The organism is Rhizobium tropici CIAT 899 (genome assembly GCF_000330885.1).
Classification (GTDB): Bacteria; Pseudomonadota; Alphaproteobacteria; order Rhizobiales; family Rhizobiaceae; genus Rhizobium; species Rhizobium tropici.
Map to the genome: position 1 here is coordinate 1,239,624 of NC_020062.1, position 17,018 is coordinate 1,256,641.

At 51.2% G+C, this 17,018-nt stretch carries 13 protein-coding genes and 3 pseudogenes; 3 read left to right on the forward strand and 13 right to left on the reverse strand.

Annotation, left to right across the window (positions count from 1 at the left end):
• Positions 1-52: 52 nt before the first annotated feature.
• From tnpB to RTCIAT899_RS32925, 12 genes and pseudogenes are all read right to left on the reverse strand, one after another.
• A complete protein-coding gene (tnpB, locus tag RTCIAT899_RS33380) occupies positions 53-406 on the reverse strand; it encodes an IS66 family insertion sequence element accessory protein TnpB (RefSeq protein WP_015343172.1) in 354 nt (117 codons plus the stop codon).
• Positions 403-789, reverse strand: coding sequence for an IS66-like element accessory protein TnpA (gene tnpA / locus RTCIAT899_RS33385; protein ID WP_015343173.1), 387 nt, complete (start codon positions 787-789; stop codon positions 403-405). The genes tnpB and tnpA overlap by 4 nt, the downstream gene beginning before the upstream one ends.
• A gap of 75 nt (positions 790-864) precedes the next feature.
• Positions 865-960 (reverse strand): annotated as a pseudogene (locus RTCIAT899_RS33390) (IS5/IS1182 family transposase); the annotation flags it as partial.
• Between the two features lie 88 nt (positions 961-1,048).
• A protein-coding gene (locus tag RTCIAT899_RS32715) for an IS630 family transposase (protein WP_197923097.1) occupies positions 1,049-1,992 on the reverse strand; the annotation gives its coding sequence in 2 pieces (ribosomal slippage) (positions 1,049-1,656 and positions 1,656-1,992; 945 coding nt in all).
• 142 nt (positions 1,993-2,134) lie between these two features.
• Positions 2,135-2,740 (reverse strand): hypothetical protein, encoded by a 606-nt coding sequence (locus tag RTCIAT899_RS27805; RefSeq protein WP_135488187.1) that lies wholly within the window; start codon positions 2,738-2,740, stop codon positions 2,135-2,137.
• Positions 2,725-5,400, reverse strand: coding sequence for a glycosyltransferase family 2 protein (locus tag RTCIAT899_RS31790; protein ID WP_015343177.1), 2,676 nt, complete (start codon positions 5,398-5,400; stop codon positions 2,725-2,727). Before RTCIAT899_RS31790 ends, RTCIAT899_RS27805 begins: the two co-directional genes overlap by 16 nt.
• Positions 5,401-5,500: 100 nt before the next feature.
• A pseudogene (locus tag RTCIAT899_RS27820) lies at positions 5,501-6,627 on the reverse strand (IS3 family transposase).
• A gap of 146 nt (positions 6,628-6,773) precedes the next feature.
• Positions 6,774-7,868: a hypothetical protein gene (locus RTCIAT899_RS27830; protein WP_041678215.1), complete on the reverse strand. Its 1,095-nt coding sequence runs from the start codon at positions 7,866-7,868 to the stop codon at positions 6,774-6,776.
• A gap of 12 nt (positions 7,869-7,880) precedes the next feature.
• The gene (locus RTCIAT899_RS27835) at positions 7,881-9,212 is read right to left on the reverse strand and encodes a beta-1,6-N-acetylglucosaminyltransferase (protein WP_015343178.1); all 1,332 of its coding nucleotides are present in this window, start codon (positions 9,210-9,212) and stop codon (positions 7,881-7,883) included.
• A 13-nt stretch (positions 9,213-9,225) separates the two neighbouring features.
• Entirely contained in the window at positions 9,226-10,563 is a 1,338-nt protein-coding gene (locus RTCIAT899_RS27840; RefSeq protein ID WP_135488303.1) for a glycosyltransferase family 2 protein, read from the reverse strand.
• Between the two features lie 144 nt (positions 10,564-10,707).
• The gene (locus tag RTCIAT899_RS27845; RefSeq protein ID WP_015343180.1) at positions 10,708-11,544 is read right to left on the reverse strand and encodes a class I SAM-dependent methyltransferase; all 837 of its coding nucleotides are present in this window, start codon (positions 11,542-11,544) and stop codon (positions 10,708-10,710) included.
• Between the two features lie 142 nt (positions 11,545-11,686).
• Positions 11,687-13,056 (reverse strand): IS3 family transposase gene (locus RTCIAT899_RS32925; protein ID WP_376766910.1). Its coding sequence is split into 2 segments (ribosomal slippage): positions 11,687-12,579 and positions 12,579-13,056, totalling 1,371 coding nucleotides; the frame shifts between segments, so codons are not numbered across the junction.
• 221 nt (positions 13,057-13,277) lie between these two features.
• Between RTCIAT899_RS32925 and RTCIAT899_RS27860 the strand changes: the two genes are divergently transcribed.
• The 3 genes and pseudogenes from RTCIAT899_RS27860 to RTCIAT899_RS27865 all read left to right on the forward strand — a co-directional run bounded on the left by RTCIAT899_RS27860 (position 13,278) and on the right by RTCIAT899_RS27865 (position 15,494).
• Entirely contained in the window at positions 13,278-14,090 is an 813-nt protein-coding gene (locus RTCIAT899_RS27860) for an ABC transporter permease (protein WP_015343181.1), read from the forward strand.
• 187 nt (positions 14,091-14,277) lie between these two features.
• Positions 14,278-14,368 (forward strand): annotated as a pseudogene (locus tag RTCIAT899_RS34680) (IS5/IS1182 family transposase); the annotation flags it as partial.
• Positions 14,369-14,468: 100 nt separating this feature from the next.
• Positions 14,469-15,494, forward strand: coding sequence for an IS110 family RNA-guided transposase (locus tag RTCIAT899_RS27865; protein WP_015340848.1), 1,026 nt, complete (start codon positions 14,469-14,471; stop codon positions 15,492-15,494).
• Between the two features lie 344 nt (positions 15,495-15,838).
• On the opposite strand, the gene RTCIAT899_RS27870 is transcribed toward RTCIAT899_RS27865, so the two are convergent.
• Positions 15,839-16,941 (reverse strand): IS3 family transposase gene (locus RTCIAT899_RS27870; RefSeq protein WP_085999180.1). Its coding sequence is split into 2 segments (ribosomal slippage): positions 15,839-16,680 and positions 16,680-16,941, totalling 1,104 coding nucleotides; the frame shifts between segments, so codons are not numbered across the junction.
• Positions 16,942-17,018 lie beyond the last annotated feature (77 nt).

The window sequence follows — 17,018 nt, forward strand, 5'->3', positions numbered from 1 at the left end:
AACCAGCGTCGCTTCGCCGTTGGAATTTGCCGCCCGAGTCATCGTGCCGCAGCTATTCGACAGCGTCTGGCGCTTTCGCTTCCACGGCGCGGACCCGACGCCAGTCGGGCCCGGCAAACAGCGCCTCGAATTGTGCATGACCCAGCGTCATCAGGCCATCCCTGGCGCCTGGCCAGGTGAAGGTGTGTTCCTCAAGCCGCTTGTAGGCCATCACCAATCCGGTGCCATCCCAATAGATCAGCTTCAGCCGGTCTGCTTTCCGTGACCGGAACACGAAGACCGTCCCTGTAAAAGGGTCCTTGTGCAGCTCGTTCTTGACCAGCGCGGCAAGGCCATCGTGGCCCTTGCGGAAATCGACGGGCTTTGTCGCCACCATGATCCGGACGCGGTTCGATGGAAAGATCATGTCGGAACCGTGCAGGCACGCGCGACAGCGGCGATGCGGGCGGCAGATGCGCCTTCTTCCAGACGGATGGTGACGGACCCGACGATGATCTCGGGACGGCTGGCCTTTTTGATCGGCGGTTCCGAAACAGGTGGTTCGACGATTACCGCTGCGAACTCCACCGCATCCTCAGGCGCAGGCAGAACCAGCTTGCCTTGCCGCGCCATCGTCCGCCAGGTGGAGAGGTGGTTCGGCTTCAAACCATGTCGTTCTGCCACTTCATTGACCATCGCGCCGGGTCTCAAGCTCTCCGAAACGATCTGCGCCTTGACCTCGTCGGGCCAATGCCGGTGAACCTCACGTCCAGACTTCCTGGTCGTGAGAACCTCCAATCTACTCTCCATGGAGAAACTCCCGTTGCTCGTCCATGGAAAGCCGATCACAAATTAGGGCGGCGAAAACAACGTGGGAGCGGAACACCGGTTACCATCAACGCGCGCCTTGCCACGAACCTTGGTCGGCAGGAGAGGCTCAATTACCGACCATTCGAAATCCGTCAAATCAAAGCGCGCCATCACTACCTCCAGCCATCAGAGACAGTGAATCACAAACTATTCAAATCTAAAACTATTTTATGGGTATGTGAGCTAGAGCAAATCCTGTTCAATCCGGGTCATATCCAGCGGCCCTGAAGTAGTTGGCGCATTCTGCGGGAGTGAATCGGGGTATCAAAGCGCCGACTGCGTCCCACAGGGCATCAATCTTTCGCTCCGCCCTGCCTCGCAGCATGGCTTTCAATTTGGAGAATGCGTTCTCGATAGGGTTGAAGTCCGGACTATAGGGCGGGAGGAACATGAGCTTGGCGCCAGCACCTTCGATGGCATCGCGAACACCTGCTGTTTTGTGCGCCGGCAGGTTATCCATGATGACCACGTCGCCAGTTCCGAGAGTTGGCACCAGCACCTGCTCTACATAAGCCAAGAAGACGTTCCCGTTTATCGCGCCATCGTAGACAAACGGTGCGGTCATTCCGCCGAGGCGCAGCGCGCCAGTGAAAGTCGTTGTCTTCCAATGTCCGTGGGGCACGCCGGCTCGGCATCGCTCGCCTCTAAGCGCACGGCCGCGTAGGCGTGCCATCTTCGTGGATAAACCGGTTTCATCGATGAAGATCAGCTTCTCCGGATCGAGGTCCAGTTGACCATCGAACCAGGCACGTCGACGCTTCAGGACATCCGGTCGATCTTGCTCCAGCGCATGTGCGGTCTTTTTTTAAAGGTCCATCCGCGGCCTCGCAACCACGCACCCAGTGCGCTCCGGCTGATGTTCAACTGCCGTTCGGCCGACAAGCGCTCGACCATTTCATCGAGGGTCATATCCTTGTGCTCTTCGATCAGTGCGACAACGAATTCTTCGTGTGCATCCACGGCCGATGGTCGCCTCCAGCCCTGCGGTCGGGAGGTCAGTTCGCCCTCTTTTGCTCTTGCGATCCAGCGGATCGCTGTCGAAATCCCAACGCCGAATCGAGCTGCAGCCTGCCGAGCTGACATACCCACTGCAGAGGCTTTCAGAACCCGTATTCGAAGATCGTCACTCAGTGCTTGTCCCATCATCCACCTCTTCGCCATGGATGTTGAATCAGCTTCGGCGTGCGTCGTCACATCACAATCGATTCATCGATCGCAGGACATGCTCTAGTTTGAAGGGTTCAGATCCGTTCAGATCACCGCCTCCGCGTTCATCAAAAATGCTCTAACTGCGCAGAAGTTTGTCACAATGGCAATTATATGCGAATGCATGCATCATCTTCTGCTCGTATTTCCAGGGGTGAAGCGGCCATCCTTTATGAGTAAATCCGAATAACTCTACAGTATCATTGGCCGATATTTTCTTCTTTATCCAGTGAAATGCTATATATCCAGTGCTTGGCATATAGTATGCAGAGCATCCATTTGCGGCCAGATCCCTCTCTATTTCCCACCCACATTCTTCTGAGGCTAATTCCATTGGGAAGTACGGATCAATTCTCTCCAATGTCTCAGGATAGGTCACGTAATACTCAGAGATAGATCGATTTAAATTCCATAAAAACCGTCTCTTTACCTCATATAGAGATGGGTTACGCGCGACCACAATAGTTGGCTTGAGCTTATTGCTCGAGAACCCGGTAAGGTACTCTGAGAAATCATAAGGATAGCCACTATTTGTAATAAATATAAATTTAGTTTTGGAAGCCGACACCTCATCCAAGTATATGCAGCTGTTAATCTGGATTACAATATCCGCGTCTGCTATTGCGGCTCGCGGGTCCAGCCCCGGAGCATTGCCTAAAATTAGGTATTTCATGATCTGAACCAAGGAAGTAAGGCATCCTTTGGTTGTTTATAGCCGAATTGGATAGCGCAATCTGTCAAAACAGGTGTATAGAGGTACCTGGACAATCTTCGAGTGCAATTTATCAGTAGCCGCCTCACTTTCGTTGGAACGATGCTCTCTGCCTTGTCAGCATCACCCAAGAAGATCCAAGATTCGTCTCTTGTACGGACATTAATCCAACTGACACACTCGTTTCGATACATCAATGGACTTCGGTGATAATTAGTAATCTTGTCGATGTGGCCAATTAACTTCTTCGAGCGATCGTCCAGGTTAGCGCGAATATCGACATTTGAAGAGCTGCCGAATTTAACCAGAGGCCATCTTCGGACAAAAGATCGGCGTCGGCGCACTAGTGCGGCAAATCCCACTTCGGCATCGCATAAGTATAAATTGGCGACGTCTATTCGGGAGCATCGAACAAAAGAGATTACTTGATACAAATTCTTTCCAACGCGAAAGCGATCCGGCAGCCAACGGCCGCCGTCCAAAACTGCCCAGCCTTCCAGAAGTAGGTAGTCATCTAGTCCGCTGCGCGGGCCGGGGCCATATGCGTCCAAGCGATCCACATGAGGATATTCATACAGTCGCAGACCATAAGACGGCTTTGCTAACTCAAGCTCGCTGAGCACTTTAACCGCGTCAAAGGAGTTCGGCTCCATGTCACCAAGAGCTCGAAAATATTCTATGTTTAGGCCTGCCGGTAACAACCGGGAAAGGCGAGCTAGAAAATTTTCTTTCTTTCTATTTTGATCGGCATAACGGAGTAGGTCTGATAAATCTGTGACGACATTGTGATTGAGCAGCGAATAAATTCGCTCATGATCGGCAGCCAGATTCCCATGGTTTCTCATTCCTTCGTCACTTATTCGATAATTAAACAGTGGTTCCGGAACAACACCCATGCGAACGTCGGCAAGCCAGGCCCGAATAAGAAACTCCCAATCCTCCCGACCAACGTCCCTAAGCTCGGTAAAGCCCCCCAAACGAAAGAAAGTGTCGCGCAATATGAAAAAGTTCGCGTCACCAAAACTATTCTTGAAAAATGAGAATACTCCCCCAATACCTATCGGAAAAATCTCTATCTTTCTCGCAGCTAAGTCTGGTGAGAGACCATCATCATACGATGTAAAGAATAGACTGGTTAATAACTCTGAATTTGAGTTAAGTGCTGCTTTGACAAATAGCTCAAGTTCAGAAGGTTCCGCAAAATTATCATCGTCATGAAACAGAAGATATTCGCCCTGCGCCTGCGATGCCGCGAGGTTTCTCGCTGCACCCAGATATCGGTTTTCAGAACGTATAATCCTCAACGAAAACGGATAGCTCCGTCGCTCTATTAAGGACAATTCTTTGTGTGTTACTGAACTTGGGCTCCCATCGTCGACGACTATGACTTCGAAATTCAGGTAGCTTTGCCTGGCAAGATAGGTGAGCGCTCTATCCAGAAGCCGCGTTCGTTCGTAGTGGGTCAAGCACACAGATATAAAAGGTTGTCCGGCCCTACTGACTGCCGGTTGGGGCATGAGGTTCTCTTCAAATGCGAAGAAATATGAAAGCTGCCCAACCTGTGCGCTTCTAGATTCCAAGGTTTTTATTGCACGATACAATGCAGGTGGATTGCCCTCTGCAATTTGACAACACCGTTCACCCTTTAAGATCTCTTCTGCTCCGTTACCGACGACGGAAACAACTGAAAATGATCTACGAAGGCATTCCAGTACCAGATAGGGATTGACAAAGTACTTTGAAGGGAACACGAAAACCGTGGAAAGGGTCTCAGAATCCAAGAAGCTCCACAAATCATCAAAGCGAAGACTATCTGTGAATATAATAGAGCCTGCGTAACTCCTTAAATTACGCAGGATAAATCCCGCACTGTTTTCAGAATTAAATGTCGATATGCTGGAAAGGAAGATAATGTCTGGCGAAAAATCTGCAGGAAAAACATCTAGCGTATCCAAAAACAATTGGATTCCACCCCAATTGTCAAGAGATCCGGCGTATACTATGCGAGATATACTTCTATTTTTGTCGATCTCCTCTTCATCTTCATTTCGTGTGGGGCGGCGCAATGACAGAATCTTGCAAGAAACATCATGACTCTTTTGTTGCAGCTGATAAAGGTTTGCAATATGTTTCGTTGGCGCAACTATAATGTCTGAGTTAAGTAGCTGCTGATGCGCCATTGTCTCTTCTTCGAGGGTGTTTATCTCGGGCGCATTCATAGTAACGCTCCTGCGAAGCCTTGTCGGCTCGCAGATATACGTTATAATTTCCGTGTTTATTAAATTCTGCTTCTTTGCTAAAGACAGATAGAATGCAATTCCCGCCTGATCTGTAGAATGTACCTGCTCAAAACCTCGCTCTTTAACAAATAAATAAACGCAATATGCCTTTGATGCATGATCGACAGGAGGGTAAACACAGTCTTTTGCTGCTGCGAAATCTGACAGAAACTCAACTCGGCAGCCGTGCGTATCTCCAGTATAGTGACCAAAGCTGCCTCTTGAAAGATCAGTAACAAGGACGGTGATGTCGGCATCATCTGATCTGAGCGACCTGATGATGCAGCCAAAAAAGCTCACCTCAAACCCAATTAGAACATCGTGGAACTGCTCCACAATAACGCAAATTTTCATGGTCCTGTTCGTTGCTCTGTAGTGACACCTGTTTTCAGCAATCTTGATAGCTTATAGTATCGGCCTTTGAATAGCCCCGAGTTTCCTAGACGCCCTCGGGTTAGATTTTCTGCTGCTTTTCGAACTCGACGGGCGACAGCATCCCGTTCCTGACGTGTTTGCGTTTCGGGTTGTAGAACATTTCGATGTAGTCGAACACGTCCTGGCGAGCTTCATCGCGTGAACGGTAGACCCTGCGACGTATCCGTTCTCGCTTGAGAAGATTGAAGAAGCTCTCGGCCACCGCGTTATCATGGCAGTTGCCGCGTCGGCTCATGGAATGAACCAGATTGTGATGCCTGAGGAACGCGGCCCAGTCCATGCTGGTGAACTGCGAGCCCTGGTCCGAGTGGATCAGCACCTTTTCCTTCGGCTTGCGTCGCCACACGGCCATAAGCAGAGCCTGTAGAACGACATCGGTGGTTTGGCGGCTCTGCATTGCCCAACCGATCACACGACGCGAATAAAGATCGATGACGACGGCAAGATAGGCGAAGCCCTCGCAGGTTCGGATGTAGGTGATGTCCGTCACCCAGGTAGTGTCTGGAGCCGTCACGTCGAATTGCCGGTCGAGCGTGTTGTCGATGACGACCGAAGGCCTGCCGCCGTGGATGCCGGGACGGCGTTTGTAGCCAATCTGCGCCTTGATCCCGGCAAGGCGGGTCAGACGCGCAACCCGGTTCGGGCAACATGTCTCTCCCTAATCGAGAAGGTCGTCGTGCAGCTTGCGATAACCGTAGACCTTGCCGCTCTCTTCCCATGCCTTCAGGAGCAGGTCGGTCTGTCGCTTGTCCTCGCTGGCTCGCCTGCTCAGCGGGTTCTTCAGCCAGGCATAAAACCCACTGGGATGAACCCGCAGAAGGCGGCACATCGTCCGCACCGAAAACTGCAAGCAATGCAGAGCAATGAACGCGTACTTCACTTTGCATCCCTGGCGAAATACGCGGCCGCTTTTTTTAGGATATCTCGCTCCTCGGTGACGCGAGCCAGTTCCTTCTTCAGCCGCCTGATCTCCTCGGCCTCGTCGTTGCCCTTGGTGTTCGACGCAGCAAACTTCTTTTTCCATTCGTAGAGCGAATGCTGGCTGACGCCGAGGCGCTGCGAGACCTCCGCAACCGGATAGCCTCGCTCCGTGATCTGGCGCACCGCGTCACGCTTAAACTCTTCGCTGAAATTCGATTTGCTCATGATGCTCTTCTTGCCTCAAAATTAGGAAAGAAGGCGTCTACAAATCTCGGGGCTATTCAGTTTCTTTGAGCAAAGGAAATTCATAAAAACTTCTGTCTGCGGGTGTAGTCTTGGGCATGTACCCCACCTTGAGCTATCTACACAATTCAATAGATGCCGGTGCGTCTCGTGGCCGGTTGTCGTCCCAGGTTAACTTGCGAATTCTCGCTCGCGCTCCCCCTAACAGTATCATGGAAAATTCTCAAATGCGCCTTTCGGGAGTCCGCATCTTCTATAAGCTGAGACATTAGCTCAATGTCGTGTGGGGTCATTCCTGCATAGGGATCGCCCATCTCGTTGGCCCATTGATATATCAAATCGACCGAAACTTGCCGATTTCCGAGTGCACCGCTGAATATATCGGTCAACTGAGCAAGCCACCCTTCAGTCAATAGATCAATCCGTGCCGCAGGATGATGCATTTCCGATCTTCCATTGGCTATCACCTCCAGGAACTTGGCATTTGAGCCAAGCAACCTTTTTACGCATCTGCGCTCAAAAGCACTAGAACCGCTTTCATGAAAAACGGTCACCCCCCGAAAGACATTACCGTGCACGATGACAACGCGAGTGCGATCTGCCCAAAATGCTAAGTTCTCCAGATGCTTCGGTATCTCACCTGAGACTTTGAAGAAACCCTTAATACCACGAGCACCACCTAAGTCGAACGCCTGGCCGAGAATTTCTGCCACTCTCGCTGCCGACTTGGGGCACACCGAGTTAAATTCCCTGTCGGCAACACGGGCAATCACTTTAGCAACAAATTCAACTTCAGCCTTGGACGCTCCAACCACAATCACGGGATCTTTCGAGAACCTCTCAAATCGGAGATTCGCATATTCACGGAGCTCCTTAACTGGCTTCGCAGCTTGCATTTGAAGCCAAAATGCCTCTGGCAACTGTTCGCAGCTGTGTTCAATTATATTTCGTTTGTTTTGAGCCAACTCAACTGCTCTAGGTAAGTTACTTGACACATATCCGACCACCTCGCTCTCATAAAACTCGCTAGATAAATCGATCTCAATGAAACTTGACCGTGATTCACGCAGGTTGGCTATCAACAGCTCGAAGTAATCCTCATATTTTTGTTTGAAACTCGCAAAGCTACTCCAGCCGTTAAGCTCAACAGCCTCGGGCTTTGCGTCAGTTTCAGTTAGCAGTACACCTTCACTAAGCTCCTGCTCGATGTATGCTGAAAACACTACCGCGTACTACTAGTGTACAACTGTGTGACGTGACCATTTCATACGTTCACCGATCTCACCATCGGTATGCCATGGCAAGATAAACGCGGTATAGGCTCCTACTTTTTCTCCTTCCTTGATCGCATCGTAGAGGAAAGTTAAGCGTCGATCATCTCGTAGAGCAATATCATCGTCGCGATAGCCGCCATAAATCGTGAGGTCATCTACGAATTCAATTCTTCGTCGGTCAAACAACGCTCCATGAACCCTAATATCCGGAAAATTGCGTACAACATTGGCTACTGATCGAAGCTCACTTCGGGACACACCACATATTATAAAGACCGGTTGATGGAGATAAAGTAAATCGCCCCACCAACTATCTGCAACATGTCCAATAAGACGGAAATGCTTATTCGGCATACCCCAGTAATCGACATAACGAGTATATTCATCAGTTCTCGTTCCTACGGCACGTTCTTCGAAAACAGCTCCTCGTTGTGAACCGTCGATATACGCATCTAATAGATCTCTTACATTCTTTGCATGCGGAGAGATTTTCCGCGCAAAGAAAAATGGTTGCCGATTAAGATATTCGGCATGATCATCACCATAAACTATTGGAACTCCACTGTCGGAAAATTGATAAAGCGTAAGTATCGGAGAGCGAGCCTTCGGCTCCGTCGCAGAGGCAACAATAGTCTGAATAAACATTTCATCAGGTATCCAGACAGTTTTGAAGAAGGAAGCCAGCTCGCCATTTCTTCCCGCGGCAAGAACCAGCTTGATCGTCGACCACGTCAGTGTCCACCATTGGGAGCCCATGTGAGGTTGATGTCCGCTGGGGAAGCCTCTCTCAAGTCCTAGCCTCTGTTGCAGTTGCCAACTTTGGTCAAATAGAAAACCGTGCTTCTTCCAGTTAAAAAAGTGCCGATACCGATAACGCTCGTGAACCAACCCCCCCTTAACCCATTGTTCACTGCGTAAGTCTACGCACTCTATGAACTCACGCCCGCGATTTTGCCGCAAATAATCTGTAAACTCTTCTATCGGACGAACTGGATAGTCTGCGCCACTCATCAGGTGAACGTAGTCGAAGTTTGAATCCGACCCGCTGATGGCCTCTAGTGCGTTAAGGGTCGCATTGACAATTGACCACTCCCCCCATGCAACTCTTACGCGACGGGGCCAAAGCACCCGATCTGCGAGACTCCCAAGTTCTCGCTTCAGCGCCAAGAAACTCGCTTCGGACGAGTTTAAATCGTAATGGACGCAAACTGTATGATTTTGCGCCAGAACTCTCGCCAATCTGGCAACTTTGTCTGGATTGTCGTGGGCAAGTATAACAAAGGCGAGCTTCATATCGTAACTCAATTTAAAACCAACGTCCAAAACTTAGGTAACCAAGCTCTGCTAGCTGCTGCGGCCCAGTATATTTTAAGGAATTTTCATAAAACAGAAAATCTTCACCGGCGCTGATTACATTGTGATATTTTTCATACTCGATTGAATCCTCATAATGTTCCTTCCGCTCTATTTCTTCTGACGCCTTCTCCGCCATCACAGAAAGAAATTTGAAATGGAGCAAACAGCCCGTAACAGAAAGGAAGTGTCGTGGATGAGGCCAGTTCAATTTAGCTGGTGAAAGCACGTGGGTAGACGACAGATAGCAGAATTCAGGTCGCCACTTGACGAGAGGCGTCTTATTCATTGCGGGAGACTTCTCAGGCTGGTCTTTGAAGAATACTCTTCTTCGCGGCCCCCCCTGGACGAAAGTCTCCCCATACGAGGCATTAGCCTGCTGGGTATAACCTGTTCCGTCAAAATATGGAGCTACTTCTAGAGGATCCTGACCAATGGCGCTTATTGTCTCGCTCACCCGGCCTGCGGAGTACATGTCCAGCAACAAGCAGAACATGTGATCTTGCCCCTCGGAATCCAAAAAATCCAGTAACTCTCGCAGTCCTCGCGTCTTACAGTACGGGAATACAAAAAACTCGTCCGGATCCAACGTAAGGCACCAATGGCCTACCCCAAACTTTTTTAAAAGGGAGTTCGTCCAATGGACACCGAAATTTGCTTCTTTGTAGCTTGTTTTGGTGGTCCAAAGTGAACAATCTTCTTGAGATGCAAGGAAACCTCGCGCTTCATCTGTAGAGTCGTTGTCGACAAAAATAAAATGATTAACGCCCATCGCCCGGTAATATTGCAGGAAATAGGGGAGCCTGACGTATTCATTTCTAATTGTTGTAAAAATTAGAATGTCATGTTTTTTTATCTTCGGTGTCTTATCGGAAACAACGATCAGATCTTTTCCGTACTTTTCAGCCAACTGAGAAGGCAAGGTAACATATCTATAGTGCTCGTCTTTTGAGCTCTCATTTACATTTGCGTTCCCTATTAGTTTAGCCTTCAAATCGCCGAATCGAAGCAGGGTGCGCTTGGTTCTTTTCCACCTAAAAGCTTGTGGTACAGTGGCGTTTCTTGCCGACCATAAAAGCTTACCATTGGCCTCAATCCTTAGTCCTCTAAAGAACCTATTTAGCTCTGCAGGTCCTTCGGGAACTACGTGTTTGAGGGAAATGAAGAAGCCCGAATTCAAAGCCCTTTCACCATAGATGTCCTGCAAGTCGACCCTTGTTATCGATACAACTTTCGCCTTCAACTGTACATTTCCTACAAATACAGCGATGACCGGGCTATCGCCGCTCATGCAAAACGCCCACCCAAATACTCCCATGGAGTCGACTCTGTCGATGTGCCCTAATATCATAGCTAAGTACGCACCCTTTTCCTTGCTATCATCTTTGGGAAGATGATAAACTACAAGAAAGACACTTTGATCTATTGCCAAATTCTAAATATTGAGATCCCAGGTATTTTGCGCATTCGGATGACGCTCAAGTGCAACGATGTGCTGCCACATCGCTTCACGCTGGCGAGCGTACGGAAACTGGTCATGCGCCTGCTGGAGGAGCCTAAAAACAACCTGAATGTCTCTGGTATTATAGATTGCGCGCTCGACAATTTCGGGCGAGAGAGACCGCGTACATAGGAAAATTGCACTATTTTCCTCAGTATAACTCACCAGCCTCAGGTAATCTTTAAGGTATTGCGTCGTGGCAACAACCCATGGCTGCTGAAAATGCTGAAAATCCTGATGTATTACTAGGCTTTCGTTTGGAAGAAGAGACGGATAAAATTGCCTCATAACATGCCTTGTGGCTTCCCAACTTTTACAAATATCGACAAAAAGGATCTCTATAGGGCCTTCAGTCCACTCAGCGTCTTCAATTTGACCTCGATGAGTAACGACATCGCCAAACTTTTCAACGAATTGCTTGAAGAGAGCAAGCATGTCGTTTCCAATCAATTCTGGATACCCGCGGTCGTATAGAAACGCCTGTTTCCACTCATCTCCTATGGTGAACTGGTCAAAAGCGTGAACTATCCGCCCGGGCTGAGATCGATTAAGCCCGTACGCAAGATGAGCGGTTGATCCGCCCAAAAATGAACCGAGATCAATCACGGCACCAATGCCCGATGACCAATTTTCAGATACCCACGCCAACATACGAGTCTCCTCAACCGTAAGCATAGTTGGAACTCGAGAAAGTTCCTCAGGCATCGAAAACGATCGAAGATTCCAGTACCGTTGTGAAATTTTCTCTGCGATATTTAGCTTCTCGGCCATTAGTGGGGTGTACTCCTTGAGTCGGGGCCTGCGAAATATATCCGAGCGATACTCCGCAGCGCAATGAGTCAATGAGCCGCCTCAGGTAAATTAAGTTGTATAGAGGCGGAATTTCTGAACTGACCCCGTAAAGTTGGACGGTTTATTGGCTTGGCTGATTTAAGGGCTGGGTCCTGTATTGAACAGGGCTCAGCCCTTTAAGCTTTAGCCTGATGCGATCGTTGTTGTAATATCGGATATAGTCCTCGACACCATCACGCAGGCTTTCGATGCTGTCGAAGTGGTTGGGATAAAAGAACTCGGATTTGAGGGTGGCGAAGAAGCTCTCCATGGCGGCATTGTCGAGGCAGTTGCCTTTGCGTGACATGCTTTGGGCAATGTTGCGGCTTTCAAGCATTTGGCCCCAGGCCGGCATCTGATATTGCCATCCCTGATCGGAATGCAGGATCGGCCTCTCGGCATTGCAGAGTTGGTCCAGGGCCTTGTCCAGCATGTTCTTGACCAACGAGAAGACAGGCCGCCTAGCCGTCTCGAAGGCAACGATCTCGCCGTTGTGGAGGTCCATGACCGGCGAGAGGAAGAGTTTTTGGCCGGCGATGTTGAACTCGGTGACGTCCGTCACCCATTTCTGATGCATACGCTCGGCGGTGAACTGCCGCTGAAGGAGGTCCGGGGCCACGCGTCCCGTCTGCCCCTTGTAGGAGCGATACTTCTTCGGCCGGACCAGGGACTTCAATCCCATCTCGATCATCAGACGCTGGACGGTCTTGTGATTGACCGTCTGCCCGAGGGTGCGGATCGCAGCCGTGACCCGACGATAGCCATAGCGCCCCTTATGGGCTTCGAAGATCGCTTTGATCCTGGTCTTCAGCGCTACATGCCGATCGGCCGGGGACGAGACCTTCTGCTGATAATAGAACGTGCTGCGGGCCAGGCCCGCAAGCTTCAGCAGACCGTCGAATGGATAGAGCGGCCTTAACGCCTGGACGGCTTGCGTCTTGTCGGCGCTTGTCGTGCCTGCGTTAAGGCTTCCAGTTTTTTTAGATAGGCATTCTCCATACGCAGATAGGCCAGCTCCGCCAGGAGTTCCTCGCGGCTCTTGGCCTCATCGCTCTGCGGGGCATCCGTCTTGTCGGACAGCACAGGTGGCTCGGGCATCGATCGGGGCCTTCCTCGACGACGTGGCATCAGGGCGTCAATACCACCGGCCTTATAGCGGCGCTCCCAATCCGGCAGGCAACTCTTATTGCGCAGGTTGAACAACGCCGCCGTCCGACGGTAAGAGAGCCCATCCTCCCACATCCGGCGCAGAACCGATAGCTTGAACTCAGCAGTGTAGTGGCCGAACTTCCTGACCAGACCGTCAACTCCATGCGCCGCGTGCATCGCAACCCATGTGCGCACCGTCGAATGCTCGATCCCAAAATACGCACTCACCTCCTGCAGGCTGCGCGCGCCGCCGCCATAAAACGCCACAACACTCTGCTTGAACGACGTGCTGTATTTCGACATGCAAAACCCCCGATGTTGGTGGTCCAACTTTCGGGGGTCAGTTCAGGTTTCACCACCCTTTTCGATCAGTCTCTAATGAGAAAATTCGAAGTAGAAAATAGACCACATGCTAGATATTCGCTATAGGACATATTCGATCGAACGTTCGCAACGCATTAAAAGCAAAATAAGGCCATCGAGTTGAAGCAAGCGGAAAACTCACGTTTTCTAAGGAGCCCTAGATGAAAGTCGTTCGCAGATTGAGACGTTGGGACTCGTTCATCGATGCGTTGAAGCAAAAGCAGCACGTGATGGCGGCTGTGATTTTACGCGATATGCGATCCAGATTCTTTAACCACGGCCTTGGCTTTATCGTGCAGTCACTTTGGCCATTCATGCATATATTGATCATCCTGATCATCAATACATTTTCTGGTCGGGTCGCCCCCTATGGTGATAATCCTCTGATTTTTTTCGGTGTTGGAGTTATTCCAACTCTTACATTTACCTACATTTCGCGGTTTATGTCACTATCGGTTGCTATTAACAAGAACATGCTTTCTTTCCCCATTGTGAAAGTAACTGATATACTTTTTGCAAGAGCTTTTTTGGAGATTGTTGCAGGCAGTATAACTCTTCTTTTTATGTGGCTAATGTATATGTCACTTGGGTTAAGCCCCTATCCTGCGGACCCAACTCAAGCCGTTTTCGCATATCTGGCAACGATTCTATTAGCGATAGGGATCGGCACAATCGCCGGCGTCATAACCGCATTCATCCCGATGTTCGCGACAGGATATGCTCTGATGGGCCTTGTCTTTTACCTGACCTCAGGGTGTCTATTTGTAACCCCCAATCTTCCGGACCAGATCGCAATCCCACTCTCGTACAATCCTGTCGTGCAATGTGTTGAATGGATGCGCGTTGCATATTTCGAGAGCTACAGTGACAGACTGCTTAGCAAGGAATATTTGCTAGCGCTCGGAATGGCATCTCTCCTTATTGGACTGGTGGCCGAAAGGCTTCTTAGAAGGACCCTGATGGACGAAGGGTGAGGCCTCGAAGTACTCGGTTTATATTCGTGTTGCGGTAAACTTACAAAAATTGCTTGGCGTTTATCACCTGCCGTGATTCAATATTTCTGAATACACGCGCCTCTATGGAGAGTCGTCGTGATGAACTGACCGAGCAAGAATGATCAATCATATCACCGTTGTTGCCTAACAAGCCCGCGGCGACTGCATCTTCATTATCAACTCGACCTGTGTCCGCATTCACCAGCATGCGGCCACGGGAAAAGGGGGAGAGAGACGATGATGGCATGGGACGTTCCGTGGCATTAACATGACCTGATGTGGTGGACGGTCTCCGCTCCCGGCATCGCAGTGTGCCAAAGTGTGGCTGTCGAAAGTCCACATGAGGGAGAGCCGTCCATGGAACAGGTTAGCACAATCGGATTGGATATCGCCAAGCACGTCTTTCAGGTGCATGGCGTAGACGCGGTGGGCGCGGTAGTGGTCCGGCGAAAGCTGCGACGTGAGGATGTCGCCGCTTTCTTCAGGAAATTGCCGCCGTGCCTGATCGGAATCGAGGCGTGTGCGACCGGGCACCACTGGGCTCGGGTCCTCCTGGCGCTGGGTCACGAGGTTCGGCTAATGCCGGCGTCTTACGTCAAGCCATACGTGAAGCGGCAAAAGAATGACGCGACGGATGCCGAAGCGATCTGCGAGGCGGTGGCGCGACCGACGATGCGCTTCGTCCCGGTGAAGAGCGAGGAGCAACAGAGTGTCCTGATGCTGCATCGCGTCCGTGAACTTTTGATCCGGCAGCGGACAATGCTGGTGAACGCCTTGCGCGGCCACCTGGCGGAGTTCGGCATCGTAACGCGTCAGGGCATTGTCGGCGTCGGAATGCTGATCGCATTGGTAGAAGACGATGGCCAGAATCTCATCCCTCCGCTTGCGCGTTCCGCGCTTCTTTCGCTGATCGGGCAGTTGCGGGAGGTGCACGAGAGGGTCGGCGAGATGGATTGCCAAATTCATGCTTGGCATCGCTCCAACGAGCTGAGCCGTCGCCTTGAGACAATACCTGGAATTGGCCCGATCACTGCCAGCGCAATCGCCGCGACCGTGACAGACGCGTCGCTCTTCAAATCCGGCCGACAACTGGCGGCATGGATAGGCTTGGTACCTCGGCAGAATTCATCGGGTGGCAAAGACCGGCTCGGGAGGATAAGCAAACAAGGCGATCCCTATCTCCGTAGGCTTCTTGTCGTTGGGGCGCATGCGGTACTTCGCTTCAGCCGCAAGGCCAGAGTTCCACCGACGCAGTGGGCGGCCGAGCTTTTGGCGAAGAAGCCGTACAACGTCGTCGCTGTTGCTCTGGCCAACAAGATGGCGCGGATCGTCTGGGCGTTGATGACGACAGGCAGGCGATTTGAGGCCGCCGCCAATCTTTGACAAGTCACGAGGCTGCTGGAATTGGTGAGGTGCAAATGGTGTGATGGCGAACGGTCGAGCCGGGATCGGACAAACCCGATCAGTGGGTGCCGCTTGAAAGCGCGTTGACCTGTCTGGGATCCGATCAGCGGACTACATCAGGGCCAGCGGCATGAACAAGCCGCAATCAAAGGCCGAATACATGCCTGCACCCGACCAATCTGCCGGAAACAGTAAATTGCCCCTTGCCACGCGGAGGCCGTCCATACATGCCGGAAGTTTGATCCGGCTACGATTAGAGCCTCGGCTTCATTGAACCGCCCCAGGTTTCTGGACCAGCGGAGGCTGGAGTTTTCCGGCTTCATTCAAGGAGGCGGGCTGGTTGCGCCTCCCGAATTCATCAGCGAGATCGGGACCTTGTTGCCGATCGCACCATGAGGCCGTTCCTCATTATAGTATCGACGCCAATCCTCCATCTTTTCGCGGGCATCCGCAAGGGTCAGGAACCAATGCTGGTTCAGGCACTCCGCCCGGAAGCGGCCATTGAAAGCTTCAATAAAGGCGTTGTCCGTGGGCTTGCCTGGGCGAGAGAAGTCCAACGTCACGCCTTTGGCATAGGCCCAAAGGTCGAGGTCGCGTGACACAAATTCAGTGCCCTGATCCACCCTGATCGTCTTCGGATAGCCAACTTTCCGGCATACTCGTTCCAGGGTTTGCACGACATCTTCACCGCGATAGCTGTGACGTGGATCAAGCACCGGTACATAACGCGAGTAGGTATCGACCACCGTCAAGACGCGCAGCTTCTTCCCAGTCGCGAGTTGGTCGTGAACAAAGTCCATGGCCCGAACATCGTTCGGACCGACTGCCATTTGACGATCCTCCCGCAGCTTGGCTTTGACCCGGCGCTTCGGCGTCTTGTTGCGCAGTTGAAGACCCAAGTCCTTGTAAATGCGATAGGTTCGCTTGATGCTTGTGCCCCAACCCTCGCGTTCCAACAGCACATGCACACGACGATAGCCGTAACGGACACGGGTCTCGCAGATCTCTCGAATACGACGTTCCAAGCCGGCCTGATCGGCACGGCGAGAGGTGTAGTGGTAGGTCGAACGATCGAAGTTCAGCGCCCCGCAGGCGCGCCGGATCGAGATTGCCCAGTCCCGGCACATACCCTTCACCACCTCTCGCTTGCGAGCAGGCCTTAGAGCTTTCGCCGAATAACATCCTGCAACATCTCACGGTCCAGCGTCAGATCCGCGACGATCTTCTTCAGTCGCGCATTCTCGTCCTCGAGTTGCTTCAGCTTCTTCATCTCCGGCGGCAACATGCCGGCGTACTTTTTCTTCCAGTTGAAATAGGTCGCCTGGCTAATTCCCGCCTTCCGACAGATCTCCGCAACCGGCACACCTTCATCACCCTGCTTCAAAATGAACGCCTTTTGCGCGTCCGAAAACTGCGATGCCTTCATCGTCTTCCGTTCCTTTCCCAGCCAGGAAAATGCACCGGAAAACTCTAACCAAAACTGGTCCAGTTTGAAGGGTTCAG